Genomic DNA, 16,036 nt, shown 5'->3' on the forward strand with positions numbered 1-16,036 from the left:
TTTTTCTATCATTCTCATAGGCTTTAAGTATCGTTTTTAGCCTGTTATTTGATTGTTTCATAGTCTTAAAAATTGTTTTTGAATACTCAAATATACGCACTCAAAAGAATAAAATATAATTTAAAAGCCCAAAAGCTATATAAATTAACATTTATTATACTTTCAAAATCTAAATGGTTTAGGGTTATGAACTATAGTTATATATTTTTGTATAAAAAATAACTATAGTTAATATGAAATTTACTACAGGAATAAAAATAAACGAGGCTATCAAGTCAGAAAGAATTTTAAGAGGTTTATCTCAGTCCGATATGTCTGAAAGTTTGGGGATTACACAAAACGCCTACAGTAAGATAGAGAGGGGAATTAGCTCAATTTCTTTAGAAAGATTTATTGAAATTTGTAAAATACTGGAGATACCTTCTTATGGATTTCTAGAGTATTGCAAATTTGCAATAAACAAAGAAAATTACAGTAAATTCGTTAAACGTATGACAATTACTCCTGAAGAGATTGAAGAAGAAGCTATATATAAAAAAAAACTAGAAGACAAAGTAAAAACATTGAGTAGTACAATAGATGAAAAAGATAGGTTAATATCTATACTTGTGGAAAAAATAAAAGGTTTGGAACAAGAACTAGAAAAATAGCATTTTTGAGCTACTTAGCAATAACAAAAGGCATTAAAAAAGAGCAAAAATTAGGGTTTAAAAATCCCCCACTGTTCGCCCATAGTTTCAAAAGGCTTTTAAACTTACATAGTTTGAAAGCCTTTTTTTTATGTCCTTTTATTTGTATTTCGTTGAAATAATAATTCTTTTTGCTCTAAGAGTAAGGTTTATTGAAATTCTCAATTATATTTCCGTATTTAGATTTCCGTTATTTTCTTTGATGAAATAGGTAATAAATACAAAAAATGATTTTAGAAGAATACATCAGCAAAATCAATCAGCGTTTTCAATTAGGAAACTCTACTGAGCATACATTTAGAGGAGATTTACAAACACTTTTAGAAAGTATTGTTCCTAAAGTATCAGCTACCAATGAGCCGAAACGTATTGCTTGTGGTGCGCCTGACTATGTTCTGACTAAAAAGGATATTCCTGTCGGATTTATTGAAGCCAAAGATATTGGAGATAAAGACCTTGAAGGAAAAAAGAAAACTGGCAATAAATCCCAATTTGATAGATATAAAAACTCCCTTGATAATCTTGCTTTTACAGATTATTTGGATTTCCATTTTTATCAAGAAAAAAAGTTTGTCAAAAGCATTGCTATTGGTAAAATAGAAAATGGACAGATAGAACCCATTAGAGAGAATTTTGAGAGTTTCGAAAGGCATATCAACGATTTTTGTATCTATGAAGGACAAACTATAAAAAGTCCGAAAAAATTAGCCGAAATGATGGCTGCAAAGGCGCAACTATTAGCTGAAGTAATAGAAAGCTCACTCAATTCAGATGAAAAAGAACGTCAAAACTCTTCTTTAAACGAGCAATTTGAAGCCTTCAAACAAATCTTGATAAAAGGTATCTCACACAAAGCCTTTGCTGATGTGTATGCTCAAACAATAGCCTACGGAATGTTTGCAGCACGACTGCACGATGATTCGCCTACTTCTTTTACTCGTCAGAGAGCTGCTGTACTGATTCCAAAATCAAATCCTTTTTTGCGTAAATTATTCCAGTACATAGCAGGGTATGATTTAGATGAACGTTTGGTTTGGATTGTAGATAGTTTGGCAGATATTTTTTCACATGCAAATGTAGAAGCTGCATTGGAAGAGTACGGAAGAGAAACACAAACAGAAGATGCCCTCATTCACTTTTACGAAACTTTTTTGGCAGAATACGACCCAAAACTAAGAAAATCAAGAGGGGTTTGGTACACGCCGAAACCAGTAGTTAATTTTATAGTTCGTGCCGTTGATGATATACTCAAAACTGAATTTAATCTATCTAAGGGACTAACAGACAGCAGTAAGACCAAAATTAAAGTAAGTGAAAAAGGCGATTTAGTAGAAAAAGAAGTACATAAAGTACAGATTCTTGACCCAGCAACAGGAACAGGAACATTTTTAGCCGAAACAGTAGAACACATTTACAAACAATTCCAAAATCAAAAAGGAGTTTGGAATAGCTATGTAGAAAATGACCTTTTACCTCGTTTGAATGGTTTTGAGCTGCTGATGGCTTCGTATGCAATGGCTCATCTAAAACTAGATTTTCTACTCAAAGAAACAGGCTTTAAACCTACCTCAGAGTCAAACAAACAGGAGCGTTTTAGAATTTTTCTAACAAATTCATTAGAAGAAGGTAGTACAGAGCTAGAAAGCAGTTTTGCAAATTGGCTTAGTACAGAAGCAAATGAAGCCAATAAAATCAAAAAAGATACGCCTGTAATGGTTATTTTGGGTAATCCTCCGTATAGTGGCGAAAGTCAGAATAAAGGAAAATGGATTATGGAATTGATGGAAGATTATAAGAAAGAACCCGAAGGAAAAGTAAAATTAAAGGAAAGAAATCCAAAATGGATAAATGATGATTATGTCAAGTTTTTGCGTTATGGTCAGCACTTTATAGAAAAAAATGAAAGTGGTATCCTTGCTTTTATTAATCCACATGGCTTTTTAGATAATCCTACTTTTAGAGGAATGCGTTGGAATTTGCTTAAGACATACGATAAAATTTACACCATAGATTTACATGGTAATTCTAAGAAAAAAGAAGTTTCGCCTGATGGAAGCATAGACCAAAACGTCTTTGATATTCAGCAAGGTGTCAGTATCAATATTTTTGTCAAAACTGGAAAAAAGAAAAAAGACGAACTAGGACAAGTTTTTCACTATGATTTGTATGGAAGAAGGGAACATAAGTATGATTTTTTAGATAATCATTCTCTTAAAGATATATCTTTCACAAAACTTCCAAATGTTGCACCTAATTATTTTATGGTGCAAAAGGATTTTGAAGCACAAGCAGAATATGATAAAGGGTTTTCTGTCAATGAATTATTTGTAATTAATTCAGTAGGAATTGTGAGTGGTAAAGACGCTGTTTTAATAAATTATAATCATAAAGATTTAACTACAAACATAGAATCAGTTTATCACTCTAGTCCAGAACATGAATTGATAAGAAACATTGATTATCGTCCCTTTGATACAAGAAGTATTTATTATGATACCGATTTGATAGAAAGGGCAAGAGAGAAAGTAATGCAACATTTTATCAATGATAAAAATATTGGATTAACATTACCTAAGATAAATAAGGAAAATGACGAGATTGGTTACACTAATTCATTTATTACCAAAAATATAATTGACGCAAGAATTTCCGATAGATTCATAACTTCAATATTCCCTCTTTACCTCTATCCAGAAAAAGAAAAACCAAAAAAACTATCAGAAGAAAGAAGAACTATTTTATATCTTCAATGGGAAGAAAAAAGAGCAAGTTTAGAAACTATGAAAAAGGCGTTTGCAGCCCTTACACAGATGTATGAAATCAAAAATGGAAATCATAAAGAAGCTCAAAAAATATATAAAAAACAGAAGAAGGAATATGACAAACTAAAAGAAGAGGTAGAAAAGCTAACAAATGCCTTAGAAATGAAAGAAGCAACAAATGGAACACTCTATGAAGCACAAGAAGAACCAAGAAAGCCGAATCTAAAAAAAGAAATAGTAGCTCAAATCGCTCAAAAATTAGGTTTAGTTTTTACGGTGGAGAAAACAAAAAAGAAAGGAACGTTTGCGCCTATTGATATTTTGGATTATATCTATGCTGTTCTTCATTCACCAAAATATAGAGAAAAGTATAAGGAGTTTTTGAAGATAGATTTTCCTAGAGTTCCTTATCCTACTGATGCAAAAACGTTTTGGAAATTGGTTGATTTAGGAGGTCAGATAAGACAAATTCATTTATTGGAAAGTGATGTAGTAGATAATTTTATTACTTCTTATCCTATTAGCTCAAATGAGGGAGGCGAAAACGAAGTAGAACAACGTCCAAAATATGCTCTCAATAAAAAAACTGATTTAGGAAAAGTCTATATCAATGAAACTCAATATTTTGATAATGTACCAAAAATAGCTTGGGAGTTTTATATTGGAGGTTATCAACCTGCCCAAAAGTGGCTCAAAGATAGGAAAGGTAGAAAGCTCACTTTTGAGGACATCAATCACTATCAAAAAATCATCGTTGCTTTATCTGAAACAGATAGATTGATGAAGGAAATTGATACTATTTTGTTTTAAATGGTAAATCAAGTTTTATAAAAATTTTATCAAACAATTCAGTTTTATTGAAGTTGGTAATCTATAATTCATTCTATTTTTTTGAATTTATTTTTAAACTCATTTTTAACCCTAAACTATTTTTTACTTATGGCATTCGAACTTCCTAAGTTGCCTTACGACTACAACGCTCTTGAACCAAATATCGATGAGCAAACAATGACAATTCACCATACAAAACACCATCAAGGCTATACTGACAAGCTAAATGCAGCTATCAAAGGTACAGATATGGAAGGAAAAAGCATTGAAGAAATTCTAAAAAGTGTTAGTTCTTCATCTAATAAAGCTGTTCGAAATAATGGTGGTGGATATTACAATCACGACCTTTTTTGGAAAGTAATGTCACCAAACGGTGGGGGAGAACCTTCTGGAGAACTTGCAGAAGCAATCAATAAAGCATTCGGTTCTTATGCAGATTTCAAGACCAAATTTGAAGAAGCTGCCAAAACACAATTCGGTTCGGGTTGGGCGTGGCTTATCGTAAAAGCTGATGGCTCATTAGCTGTTACAGGAACGCCAAACCAAGATAATCCATTGATGGAAGTAGCTTCTGAAAAAGGTACTCCTGTTTTGGGAATTGATGTTTGGGAACACGCATACTATCTGAAATACCAAAACAAACGTCCTGATTATGTAGGTGCATTTTGGAATGTTGTAGATTGGAGCAAAGTAGCAGAAAACTATACAAATGCTAAATAATTTGTTTCAGCAGACTTAGAAAATTATACAAAAGCGTTTTATCTTAAATTGGATAAAACGCTTTTTTTAGTATATTGATTTTTATAAATACTATAAATCCAAATTTTGAATAACTTTAAAGCATTTTTAATCGTATAAAATATTTTAAAACAAAACCATTTATACCTATTTTTTTAATCACCTAACTTAATTAATTTTTATGTTCAAAAAAATGGCTTCCGAAGCTCTCGGACTTAGTGATATTGGAAAAATTATTTCACCAGAAAACTATAACAAAGTAGAATCTGATGATTATATTTTGCACGAAGACAATGAAAAAATATTCTTCTTAATAAAATCAAAACAGGACGAATACTGTTTTACTAATCGTGCCTTAATTCACGTAGATGGAACAAGTGCCATGAGCAAAAAACGAACACTAAAAAGATATGAATATTATAAATATCCAATCTCTTCTGTTTTGTTAGAAACAGCAGGAACAATAGATTTAGATGTTGAAATAAAATTCAAATTAGGCGTAAGAAATAGTGCCTCTTCTATTTCAAAATCAAGCTCGTCTTCTTCTGGAGGAGTTTCTTTTTCTATCGATGTAGATAAGAATCAATTAGAGCAACTCAAAGATTTATATAAAGCTCTTTATACAATGTCTCTAATCGAAAGTAGTAATTATTCAGATTACAATGGAGCTTATGATGCCATCAATAAGGCTATTCAAGTAGTAGCAAATAATAGAACAAACGAAGCAAATCAAGCCGAAGAATTAGAGAGAGTAACTAAATATATTTCTCATTTTTTAGATGATGCAAAAGAAAAATATGTTAAAAAAGATTACTCTGATGTATTTTTGAAATATATCAATAATTAATTTTTCATAAAACCAAAAATACCTCTTAATCAAATTATTAATTAAGAGGTATTTTTATGAATAGGCTTTTCAATTCTTATTTGGTATATGCACCCGACGAATAGGTAAGCTCATAACTATGCGTATATATTTCGAAAACAATTCCAAAAGGGTCTTCTACATAACACATTTTATAAGGTTTATCGTTTGGATAATATTCTCTAATTGGCATTCTTTTTTTGCCACCATAAGATATGATTTTATCAATCAATTCTTCAATATTTGGGTCTTGTATGCAAAAATGAAAAAGTCCTGTATTGAATGGATTAAATTCAGGAGCTTCTTTAACTCCATGAGGAAATGAAAATAGCTCTACTCCAATTCCATCAGAAGTAGCTAAATGTGCAATTTCAAACTCTTCCCAATCTTCTCCAAAAACATCAATACACATCTGCCCAATAGCAGTTTCTTTTTCTTTTTTAATTTGAGAAGGCTCCATAATAATATACCAGCCCATTACCTCTGAATAAAACTTTACAGCTTCTTTAATATTTGGCACTGTCATTCCGATATGAGAAAATGATTTTGGATAATCTTGATTTTTCATAATCTATTTTTTAGTTATTGTCTATAATTAGATAACAAAGTTGAGCTATATTTGTCAAAATAACAATAAGTTACCAAAATGTGTAAAATACAGACTATCAATTATTTATATTTTTATGATTAACAAAAAACAACATTGTCCTCTTAATTATACAATGAATCTTATTGGAACAAAATGGAAACCTTTAATTTTATTTCATCTATTAGAAGGAGAATTACGTTCAGGAGAGTTACAAAAACAAATTCCAAGTATTTCAAATAAAATGTTTACTCAAACAGTTAGAGAATTAGAAAAAGATGGGCTTATTTGTAGAACAGTTTTTCCTGTATCTCCTCCTAAAGTAGAATATAAATTGAGTAAAAGAGGAAAGTCCTTAGAAAGTATTTTGAGAAGTTTAGATAAATGGGGATTGGAAGATAATAAAAATACTGCAACTGATTAGTGAATAGCTTCAATAAAAATAACCTATGTTCAAAAAAATAGCTTCTTTTATTTTACAAATTTTTCTTATTGTTTTATTGACTGTTTTTACTCAAATTGGAGGAGCAATCTGGTTAGTCATGTGGCTACAAGCAAATTTTTTATGTTTTAAAATAAAGAAAAAATCGTACTCTACTTATCTCAAAATAAAACTATCTCTATTTTTTGGGTTTTATCTTTTCGCTACATTTATCGTTGTTCCACTTGCAGCAGAGAAGTATAGCAATAGAGTAGCACTTCCAATTTTTGCAGAAAATAATATTCAACCTACTACTATTTGGACATGTATTTTGAATAGACATTATGTAAAACCAAAACTCAGAGAGGCTTTATTTAGAATAGGAAATAATTTTGATAAAAAATATCCTAACTCAAAAGTGAGTTATTTGGATGCTAATTTTCCATTTTCTCTTGCCTTATATAAAAACAAAGGCTTTCCACTTTTACCTCACCTTAGCCATAATGACGGAAAAAAAATAGATTTGAGCTTTTTCTATTTGGATAAGGAAACTCAAGAACCTACTGACGAAAAACCTTCTTTTTCTGGTTATGGAATTTATGAAGAACCCAAAAAGGGAGAGTTTAATCAAGCAGAAGTCTGTTTGAAACAAAGTTGGTACTACGAAATAGGAAAATATGCCAAAGTATATAGCAACGAGGACAATTATTCTTTTGATAAAAAAAGAACAAGTTATTTAATGACTTTGATTATAAAAGAACAATCTATAAAGAAGTTTTTTTTAGAACCTCATCTCAAAAATCGTTTTAAAATTACTTCTCCAAAATGGCATTTTCATGGTTGTAAGGCTTCTAGGCATGATGACCATGTTCATATTCAGTTGTAGAATAAAATGGTGGTATTCGACAAAGTATGATTTCCCTACCGTTGTGAGTGCTTTAGCGTAGCAACAACAAAATAATAGATATAGATTTTAAAATACGTTCGAAACTTAGGTTTTGAACGTATTTTTTGTCGAAATTTGTTGTTTTCCATTTGACAACTCAAATAGTTATGCTACAAATAAAAAACCTTTATAAAAAATTTCCTCTAATGGAGAGTTTTGCTGTCGATGATATTTCTTTCACACTCAAAAAAGGAGAAACATTAGCTCTTTTGGGAGAAAGTGGAAGTGGCAAAACTACTCTTTTGAGAATGATAGCAGGGTTAGAAAAAGCTTCAAATGGCATCATGACTTTGCAAGACAAATTAGTTTATGACAGTAATAAATCTATTTTTATTAAGCCTGAAAAGAGAAATGTAGGACTTTTTTTTCAGCATTATGCGCTCTTTCCTCATCTGACTGTTTTTGAAAATATTGCCTATGGATTAAGTGGCAAAACTCATAATAAATCGCAGAAAAAAGAAAGAGTAAATGAAATGCTTTCTCTAGTAGAGCTTCCCAATTATGAAAAACGGTTTCCTCATGAGCTTTCGGGAGGACAACAACAACGAGTGGCTTTGGCTCGTGCTCTTGCTCCAAAACCCAAGCTTTTACTCTTAGATGAGCCTTTTTCTAATCTTGATGAGCAGCTTAAAGCAGAAGTAAGAGAACAAATAAAACATATTCTCAAAAAATCAGAAACTACGACAATTCTTGTTACTCATGACCTTCAAGATGCTCTTTCACTGGCTCAAAACCTCGCTGTAATGCGAAACGGGAAAATAGAACAGTTTGGTAGTCATCAAGAATTGTATCAACACCCAAAAACAAAATATGTAGCTACGCTTTTTGGGGAAATACAACAAGTTTCTGAATCAGAATATACACGTCCAGAATGGATAGAAATTCTTGATAAAAACAACCCCTCTACTTCTTCAGAAAGTATTACAATAGAACAGAAAGTTTTTTATGGGAATAGTTACACTTTAATTGGTAAAAACTCTTCTAATAAAGCTTTCAAAATCCAAAGTAATACTTATCAAGAATTTGAAAAAGGAGATACTTTACAGGTTGATATAAAAAAGACATTTTCTTTCACTTAATTCTGAAAAGTATTTTGTATTTTGATAAAAATAACCTCTCACAACTCTCTACAATGAATAAAATTTATAGTTCTCTATTTTTATTTCTTTTTATATTTTCTTGTCAGACAGCTAAAAAAGTAGAAGACATTGAAGACGATAAAGCTCAACAACTTGCTCAAAGACTACAACAGCAAAAACAAGATTCTTTGCAACAGACTTTTTGTGAATGTTTGGTAGAGGATAGTATCAGTAATGAAAAGCTACTAAAAAACATTGATAATTACCTTGCTCAAGAAGTAGATATAAATATTCCTTGTGATTTTGAGGAAGTAGGAGGTTCGAATTCAGCAGAAACTGCACTCGTCAATCTAGGAGTTTCTATAAGTAATAAGTTATTTCGTACAAAATTTAGAAAAAGACAGACTAAGATTAAGATGGTTACGAAGTCTTATCCTGTTTTATTACTTTTTAGTGAAGATACAATGATGGTTCGGCAGCTTGTCGGTCGTGGAGCAAATGTAAATAAAAAGACGAAAGATAATTTTTCTCTGGTTGAATATTACATTAATCAAGATGACTTTCAAAAAACTCAATTTGTTTTTGACTTGGGAGCAAAAACTGACCGACTAAGAATTTTTTCTTCTAATGAAAAAATCCTTGATTTTTTGGTAGAAAAAGGAGCTGATACACAAAAATTTGACAAAACCACTTTATTTAAAGGAGATAATTACAAGAAATTAGCAGAAAAATATGAGATTGATTTGAGTAAGACTAACTGTGAGGAGTTCGGAGAGATTGTAGAAGTTAGCAACTTTAGAAAACTTAATTTCGAACGTACTAAATGGCTGTTAGAAAATAGTGTGTCTTCATCTTGTATGAAAGGCGATTTCTTAGAGAAAGTAATTAGCGAAAATGTTGATGGTAAAGTATATAGTTCTAACAGAAAGAAAAAACCAAATCAGCATACGAGAAAAGAATGGATTGATTTGATAAATAAATATGATGTAAATTGGAATCAATGTACAAATTTTGGAAAAACACCTCTCCTACTTGCCGTAGAAAAACGAGATATTGAACTTGTAAAAACATTATTGAGTAAAAATGCAGACCCAAATTTTGCCTGTCTTTTCGCAGGAAAAAAAATAAATGCAAAAGAATCCTTAGCAAAAACTATTAAATACGCAGCAGACAATGAAATGCGAAAAAAAGAAAGAGAAAAAGAAGACTACAGCAAAAAAGATGAAGACAGACACACAGCGTATATGAAAAAGCTAGATGAAATTAAAATCTTATTAGAGCAATAATTAGTATCTATAAGTTATAATAGATTTCTAAAAAATTCGTTCAGAGGTTCAATGTTTTTAGTTTCTCGTTTCAGATTACTAGCATAAATACCACACTCCGAAATTTTGTTTTCTATAAAGGAATGAATAAAAATAGGGATTTCTATTTTATCGCCTTCTTTTGCAATTAGTTTTTCTTGCCAAAGTTTTTTGATGGCAGTTTTTATTCCTTTTTCTTCTTTGTTTTGTAGGTTATTTACCAAAAACTTAAATTCCATTGGCGCAGCTTCATTTCTTGTTTTGATATAGTAGGCAGCCAACACAGGACGCAAAATATAAAAATATTTTTTAATGGAAATTTGATTATCTTCTATCTTTGAAAGCATTCCTTTTGCAATTCCTAGATAATGAAAAATGAGTGTTTTTGCAGAAAAGTATTGCTTTGAAAGCTCCCACAACTCGTTTCTGAACTCTTCATTTTTTCTATAAATAATTGGAGATTGTAGCCACTCAAAAGGAGTAGCATTTGATTTTACCAATAGTGATAGTGCTTTTTTTATTTCCCAAGCTGATAAATCTACATCGTTATCGTAAAACTTATCAATAGAATCTAAAGGATAATTGACAGACAGATATTTATCTTTTTTGTGGATAAATAAAAATCGAACATCGTAATCACTGTCAGGCGAACCAAAACCCCATGCACGGCTTCCACTCTCACAAGCATACAATATTTTGATGTTGTTTTCTTTTTCTACTTTTTCCAGACACTCCTCTATATAAATTTGAATCTCTTTCGGAATAGAATTTTTTAGATTTGTTTGCATCTTTTCTTCTTATTTTCTTTGAGACAATTCTTCTACAATTCTATCCAAATATTTTTCAGCTTCTTCCACATCATAAAAATCATTATTTGGCATAGAAGAGCGTTTTACAATCCTTCCAAATTGTAAATTAACAATATCATTGTTAGGAATAACTCTAGCTATTCTCAAAAGTCCATTTTCAGCTACATAACGTTGCGCCTCTTCATGTATTTTGTCTGAAGTAGGAGATTGAATTTGTAAATTTCTAATGTCTGATAAGATTGTAAAGTTATTTTGAACTTGAGCCACAACTTCTTTCCAGTCAGATAACAAATAATTTATATCCTCTTGTTCCCACTTTCCTTGATGAAGCATAAAATAAATACGATTCTTTACTATGTCAATAGAAATCGTATATTTTTTCCTATCAATGCATCTTGTTATCATCTCTGTAAAAGTAAATTATAATCAATATTAGTTATTTGATAGTAGTTTATGAATTTTATATTAAAAATTCTTATTCCGAATCATTTGTTCATTTTTTTCTCAAAACAAATATAAACATACACTATATACACTCTTCTAAAAATTTATCTAAGTATTTATCAGCCAACTCATAGCTCTGAAACCTACTCAAAGGAATACCAGACCGTTCAGAAATACGAGCCATTTGTAGATTAGGAATATCATCTTCTGCAACAATTTCAGCTAAATGGCAAAGACCATTTTTGGTAACATACTCTTGCATATTTTCAAAAACTTCTACCATTTGGCGAGACAAAACAGGCATTAAGCGAACATCACAGATGATAGTAAAATCTACAGTTATTTTACTAATAATTGTTTGCCACTCTAAAGAAAAATCAGAAAACTCTTTATTACCATCCTCTGCACTCCACTTTTTAAGTATAGTAAGATAAACTCTATTTTTTGTATAATCTACCTCTAAGTCATAACAAGAGCTTTGGGAGACTTTGGTTTTCATAAATAATTTATTTTTAAGTAGTTTGTAAGTAAGCACAAAGATAAAAGTTATTTATATTATTTTCACAAATTTGTATAAATAAATAACTCCTTATCTCCATAGAAAATTACTCTACATAAATTCCCATTACCAAAATATCATCTGTTTGCTTTTCTGTTTGTTTCCAACCTTCTAAGATAGTGTCTAGTGTATTTTCTTGTTCTGCAATAGGCAGTTTACTGATTTCTAATAAAAGCTCTCTAAAACGTTTTTTCATAAACTTTCTTGTCTCACTCTCTTCATTTTCAGGCTTTCCAAACTGGTCTTGATAGCCATCACTTGCCATATAAAGTGTCGTTTGATTGGGAAGAATAAACGTGGAAGTTTCAAAACTTTTTTCCTTACGATTTTTATATTTTGATTTTCCTCCTCCAATAGCGTGTTTTGAGCCTTTTATTTCTTTTATTGTTCCGTGTTCTACTAAATAGAGTGGGTTTTTTGCACCTGCAAACTTCAATGTTCTGCTAGAATGACAATAATTTATGATGGCTACGTCCATTCCATCTCTTGTATTCTGGTTTCTAAAGGTTGCTTCTATTTTCTCATCAAGGAGTTTTAATATTTCACTTGGCTCAGTTATTTTTTTATTGATTACAATTTCAGTCAATAAATCATTTCCCATCACTGTCATAAATGCCCCCGGTACGCCGTGCCCCGTACAATCAGCACAAACAACAATAGAGTGCATTTTCTTATCAATAATTACTTGCGAGAACCAATAAAAATCACCACTTACAATATCACGAGGCTTAAATAAAACAAAGCTATCATAAAATAAATCTCCTAATAGGTTTTTATCTCCCAAAATAGACTTCTGAATCCGTGCAGCATAACGAATGGAATCCGTAATATGCTGATTCTTTTCTTCCAAAACCTCACTCTGTTGTTGCAATTCTACATTTCTTTCATTTACCTCAATAGTCCTTTCTGTTACTTTGCGTTCCAAATTGACTGTTAAATCTTCTACTCTATTAAATGCTTTCGAAAAGCGTTTTGCCAAAACTCCCATTTGAAGAAGAATAAAAGCACCAAAACCAAATTGAATCAAATCAAAATAACCTGTCAGTGAAATTCCAACCGTATTTAATCCATCATGTATTCCTGTCAAGAGCAAAAAAGCAATTCCTAAGCTTTGCCAAAGTGTTTCATCTCGTTTTTTATAAATGGCTGTCCCTAGAATAGTAAGTCCCAAAAGAATTGCAATAATCATCTGAACCACTTGTAGAGGCTGAATAAATTGAAGAAAAATATAAGTAGGTAAAAATAGAAATAACATACCCACGGCAGCCAACCCTCCAGAAACAGGAAACATAAATCGTTTGGCTTCCTTTGGATAAAGGGATTGTAAATATAAAATTGCCGTAGGAAAAAGCAAGAAAAACGAACCGTAATAAACTCTAAACTGAATAGAAGTATCAAACCCTGTATGCAGATATAGGTATTCATAAAAGTAATGGTCTGCAAAAACAAGATGAATCATTCCTAAAAAGAACGTCAGAAGACCAAAGTAAAGCGTAGATTTTTGCTTTGGACGAAATACAAAAAGCACAAAATGATAAATTGCAATAAAAAATAAAAGTCCAAGCCATACTCCACTCCAATTTTGTTTGACTTCCTTTGCTTGTAGAAGGTTTTTATATGCCCCAACTTCAAAGTTTTCAAGGATTCCTCCGATAAAAAAATCAGGGTTTGCTACCTGTACGACAATATCTAGCTCAGAGGCTTCTTCTAACATTATCAAATCTCCTAAAAAAACATCATCAGCTTCTTCTGCATTTGTTGTTAGTTTACCTGCTTCATAAACTGGTTTTTCATTGACAAATACTTTGTTAGCAGCCCATACTTTAGGGATTTTGAGAGCTACATTTTTACGAAGGTTTTTAGGTAATTTTACTTGAATTCTATATGTTGCAGCACCTTTTGAGGGATAGTTTTCGTCTGTTTTTGGGTCTTTATATGTATTCCAAGAAGTTGGTACTGGTACATATTGAAAATCTTTTTGCTCGTCTATATTTTTAGGCAGAATCCATTTGTCCCAAAAAAACTGCCACTCTCCTTTTAGTACGATTACTTCTTCTGGTTCTATTATTTTATCAGATAAATCTATAACTCCTTTTTCTACTTCAACGGAAAGTTCTTTCTTATCAGCACAAGAAGAAAAAGCAAGAAACAAAGCTATAAAACCTAACAAATAAATTTTTGAAATTATTCGATTAGATAAAAATTTGAATAAATATGGATATATATATTTTAATGTATAGTTTTGCATTGTGAAAAGCAGACAGATGCACAAGTGAAACAGTTTTATAAGTCTAAATTACAATAAAAATAAGAAAAGGTAATACATATTCGAATTTTGAAGATGTTAAAAACTTTTTCACATAAAATAATACTATAAAAAATAGATAAAATTCAATATTTTTATAAGATATGATAGAATTTGAAAGGTTAATAAATCACATTCTGAATCAATTTTTAGTTTATAGCCAAAACTCTCCTCTGCTTTTTAATAGTGGTGTTTTTTTGGTGCTTTTTCTTTTATTCTATGGTGGCTATATTTTTTTTTACAAAAATGATTTATTGAGAATTATTTATGTAATCGCTTTCAGCTTTTTTTTCTATTACAAATCTAGTGGTGGCTTTGTTTTTTTATTGGCTTTTTCATCTCTATTTAATTATTTAAGTGGTTTCTTTATAGATTCCTTTCCACTAAAAAGAAATAGAAAATTTGTACTTTGGATTAGTATTTTAGTAAACGTAAGTTTGCTTTTTTATTTTAAATACACCTTTTTCTTTCTCAAAAACTGGAATATAATTACTTCTCAAAATATTCAGTTAGAGTCTATTTTTCTTCCTATCGGAATTTCGTTTTTTACGTTTCAAGCGATTAGCTATGTTGTTGATGTTTATAAAAAGGAAATTCCTGTTTGTAGAAACTTATTTGATTTTACTTTTTACCTTAGTTTTTTTCCACAGCTTGTAGCAGGTCCTATTGTAAGAGCAAAAGATTTTTTACCACAAATACGGAAAAGGTTAGAATTTAACTCGGTTACTTTAGGCTGGGGACTTTTTTGGATTCTGAAAGGTTTATTCAAAAAGGCTGTTTTGGCTGATTATATTGCTCAATATGTAGATTTAATTTATTCAAATATAGATGGCTACACAGGTTTTGAGCATCTTTTGGCAATGTATGGCTATACGATTCAGATTTACTGTGATTTTTCGGGCTATTCAGATATGGCAATTGGCTTGGCTATGCTGATGGGTTATGAGCTTTGCCTTAATTTTGACCGTCCGTATTTGGCTACTTCTATTACAGACTTTTGGAGACGTTGGCATATTTCGCTCTCTACGTGGCTGCGTGATTATATTTATATTCCTTTGGGTGGAAATCGTCACGGAATTTTGAGAATGTATCTGGCTCTTATGGCTACGATGCTTATTGGAGGTTTTTGGCATGGTGCAGACTGGAAATTTGTTTTTTGGGGAGGAATGCACGGAATTGGCTTAGTGATTCATAAAATTTACTTGACTTTGATAGCAAATTTTAGAAAAAATAATTTGAATGATATAGATAAAGACAGTTCTGATATACATCTAAAAAATAAAGAAATAGGCTTTTTGAAAAAAACAGCTTTTTCTATTTCTGATAACTTGATTAATTTTATAAAAAACAGTTTGGGTTGGCTGGTTACTTTTCATTTTGTGGCATTTTTGTGGGTATTTTTCCGTGCTGAGAGTTTTGAGAAGGCGTGGTTTTCTATCAAAAAAATCTTGATAGCAACAGAGTTTGATTACGCACTTCCATTTTGGGAAACTCGTCCTTTGTTTGTTGTGATGCTTTTTGTAGGTTTATTTTTACATTTTAGCTCAAAAATATCGTATAATAATTTAGGAAATTATTTTGCTTCACTTCCCTTTTGGGCAAAAGCTGTTTGTTACCTTATTGTGATTCAAATTATTTTACAAGTACAGTCGGAAGGAGTTCAGCCGTTTATTTATTTTCAGTTTTAAAAAACATAAC

14 protein-coding genes are annotated in these 16,036 nt (G+C 30.8%); 9 read left to right on the top strand and 5 right to left on the bottom strand.

Translation table 11 applies throughout. The annotated features are described in order from the left end of the window. The first annotated feature begins 233 nt into the window (after positions 1–233). From WAF17_RS04450 to WAF17_RS04465, 4 genes are all read left to right on the top strand, one after another. Positions 234–650, top strand: a complete 417-nt coding sequence (locus tag WAF17_RS04450) for a helix-turn-helix transcriptional regulator (RefSeq protein WP_338766754.1) — start codon at positions 234–236, stop codon at positions 648–650. A gap of 266 nt (positions 651–916) precedes the next feature. Further along, positions 917–4,261 (top strand): type ISP restriction/modification enzyme, encoded by a 3,345-nt coding sequence (locus WAF17_RS04455; protein WP_338766756.1) that lies wholly within the window; start codon positions 917–919, stop codon positions 4,259–4,261. A gap of 129 nt (positions 4,262–4,390) precedes the next feature. Continuing rightward, on the top strand, positions 4,391–5,002 hold the full coding sequence (locus WAF17_RS04460; RefSeq protein ID WP_338766759.1) for a superoxide dismutase: 612 nt from the start codon (positions 4,391–4,393) through the stop codon (positions 5,000–5,002). 199 nt (positions 5,003–5,201) lie between these two features. Beyond that, entirely contained in the window at positions 5,202–5,867 is a 666-nt protein-coding gene (locus tag WAF17_RS04465; RefSeq protein ID WP_338766762.1) for a PH domain-containing protein, read from the top strand. A gap of 76 nt (positions 5,868–5,943) precedes the next feature. Here the strand turns inward: WAF17_RS04465 and WAF17_RS04470 are convergent, their stop codons facing one another. Beyond that, on the bottom strand, positions 5,944–6,456 hold the full coding sequence (locus WAF17_RS04470; protein ID WP_338770139.1) for a VOC family protein: 513 nt from the start codon (positions 6,454–6,456) through the stop codon (positions 5,944–5,946). Positions 6,457–6,568: 112 nt separating this feature from the next. Here WAF17_RS04470 and WAF17_RS04475 point away from each other — a divergent pair, with 112 nt between their 5' ends. From WAF17_RS04475 to WAF17_RS04490, 4 genes are all read left to right on the top strand, one after another. Continuing rightward, the gene (locus WAF17_RS04475; RefSeq protein WP_338766764.1) at positions 6,569–6,895 is read left to right on the top strand and encodes a helix-turn-helix domain-containing protein; all 327 of its coding nucleotides are present in this window, start codon (positions 6,569–6,571) and stop codon (positions 6,893–6,895) included. 25 nt (positions 6,896–6,920) lie between these two features. Then, on the top strand, positions 6,921–7,778 hold the full coding sequence (locus WAF17_RS04480; protein ID WP_338766767.1) for a hypothetical protein: 858 nt from the start codon (positions 6,921–6,923) through the stop codon (positions 7,776–7,778). Between the two features lie 167 nt (positions 7,779–7,945). After that, on the top strand, positions 7,946–8,917 hold the full coding sequence (locus tag WAF17_RS04485) for an ABC transporter ATP-binding protein (protein ID WP_338766769.1): 972 nt from the start codon (positions 7,946–7,948) through the stop codon (positions 8,915–8,917). 53 nt (positions 8,918–8,970) lie between these two features. Then, on the top strand, positions 8,971–10,203 hold the full coding sequence (locus WAF17_RS04490; protein WP_338766772.1) for a hypothetical protein: 1,233 nt from the start codon (positions 8,971–8,973) through the stop codon (positions 10,201–10,203). 14 nt (positions 10,204–10,217) lie between these two features. On the opposite strand, the gene WAF17_RS04495 is transcribed toward WAF17_RS04490, so the two are convergent. From WAF17_RS04495 to WAF17_RS04510, 4 genes are all read right to left on the bottom strand, one after another. Beyond that, complete coding sequence (locus WAF17_RS04495) at positions 10,218–11,009, bottom strand: nucleotidyltransferase domain-containing protein (RefSeq protein WP_338766775.1); 792 nt, start codon at positions 11,007–11,009, stop codon at positions 10,218–10,220. A gap of 9 nt (positions 11,010–11,018) precedes the next feature. Continuing rightward, positions 11,019–11,363: a hypothetical protein gene (locus WAF17_RS04500; RefSeq protein ID WP_338766778.1), complete on the bottom strand. Its 345-nt coding sequence runs from the start codon at positions 11,361–11,363 to the stop codon at positions 11,019–11,021. Positions 11,364–11,556: 193 nt separating this feature from the next. After that, a complete protein-coding gene (locus WAF17_RS04505) occupies positions 11,557–11,973 on the bottom strand; it encodes a hypothetical protein (RefSeq protein WP_338766781.1) in 417 nt (138 codons plus the stop codon). Positions 11,974–12,079: 106 nt separating this feature from the next. Next, a complete protein-coding gene (locus tag WAF17_RS04510) occupies positions 12,080–14,203 on the bottom strand; it encodes a 7TM diverse intracellular signaling domain-containing protein (protein ID WP_338766784.1) in 2,124 nt (707 codons plus the stop codon). A gap of 239 nt (positions 14,204–14,442) precedes the next feature. On the opposite strand from WAF17_RS04510, the gene WAF17_RS04515 reads away from it, so the two are divergent. After that, positions 14,443–16,026, top strand: a complete 1,584-nt coding sequence (locus tag WAF17_RS04515; RefSeq protein WP_338766787.1) for an MBOAT family O-acyltransferase — start codon at positions 14,443–14,445, stop codon at positions 16,024–16,026. Positions 16,027–16,036: the final 10 nt, after the last annotated feature.

The sequence above is a fragment of the Bernardetia sp. ABR2-2B genome (assembly GCF_037126435.1).
In the GTDB taxonomy this organism is placed as follows: Bacteria; Bacteroidota; Bacteroidia; order Cytophagales; family Bernardetiaceae; genus Bernardetia.

Bases quoted from the DNA above. Each gene is read 5' to 3' on its own strand.
- WAF17_RS04460 (WP_338766759.1), top strand. From the start codon at position 4,391: ATGGCATTCGAACTTCCTAAGTTGCCTTACGACTACAACGCTCTTGAA.
- WAF17_RS04475 (WP_338766764.1), top strand. From the start codon at position 6,569: ATGATTAACAAAAAACAACATTGTCCTCTTAATTATACAATGAATCTT.
- WAF17_RS04515 (WP_338766787.1), top strand. From the start codon at position 14,443: ATGATAGAATTTGAAAGGTTAATAAATCACATTCTGAATCAATTTTTA.
- WAF17_RS04480 (WP_338766767.1), top strand. From the start codon at position 6,921: ATGTTCAAAAAAATAGCTTCTTTTATTTTACAAATTTTTCTTATTGTT.
- WAF17_RS04465 (WP_338766762.1), top strand. From the start codon at position 5,202: ATGTTCAAAAAAATGGCTTCCGAAGCTCTCGGACTTAGTGATATTGGA.
- WAF17_RS04490 (WP_338766772.1), top strand. From the start codon at position 8,971: ATGAATAAAATTTATAGTTCTCTATTTTTATTTCTTTTTATATTTTCT.
- WAF17_RS04485 (WP_338766769.1), top strand. From the start codon at position 7,946: ATGCTACAAATAAAAAACCTTTATAAAAAATTTCCTCTAATGGAGAGT.
- WAF17_RS04500 (WP_338766778.1), bottom strand. From the start codon at position 11,363: ATGCTTCATCAAGGAAAGTGGGAACAAGAGGATATAAATTATTTGTTA.
- WAF17_RS04450 (WP_338766754.1), top strand. From the start codon at position 234: ATGAAATTTACTACAGGAATAAAAATAAACGAGGCTATCAAGTCAGAA.
- WAF17_RS04495 (WP_338766775.1), bottom strand. From the start codon at position 11,009: ATGCAAACAAATCTAAAAAATTCTATTCCGAAAGAGATTCAAATTTAT.
- WAF17_RS04505 (WP_338766781.1), bottom strand. From the start codon at position 11,973: ATGAAAACCAAAGTCTCCCAAAGCTCTTGTTATGACTTAGAGGTAGAT.
- WAF17_RS04455 (WP_338766756.1), top strand. From the start codon at position 917: ATGATTTTAGAAGAATACATCAGCAAAATCAATCAGCGTTTTCAATTA.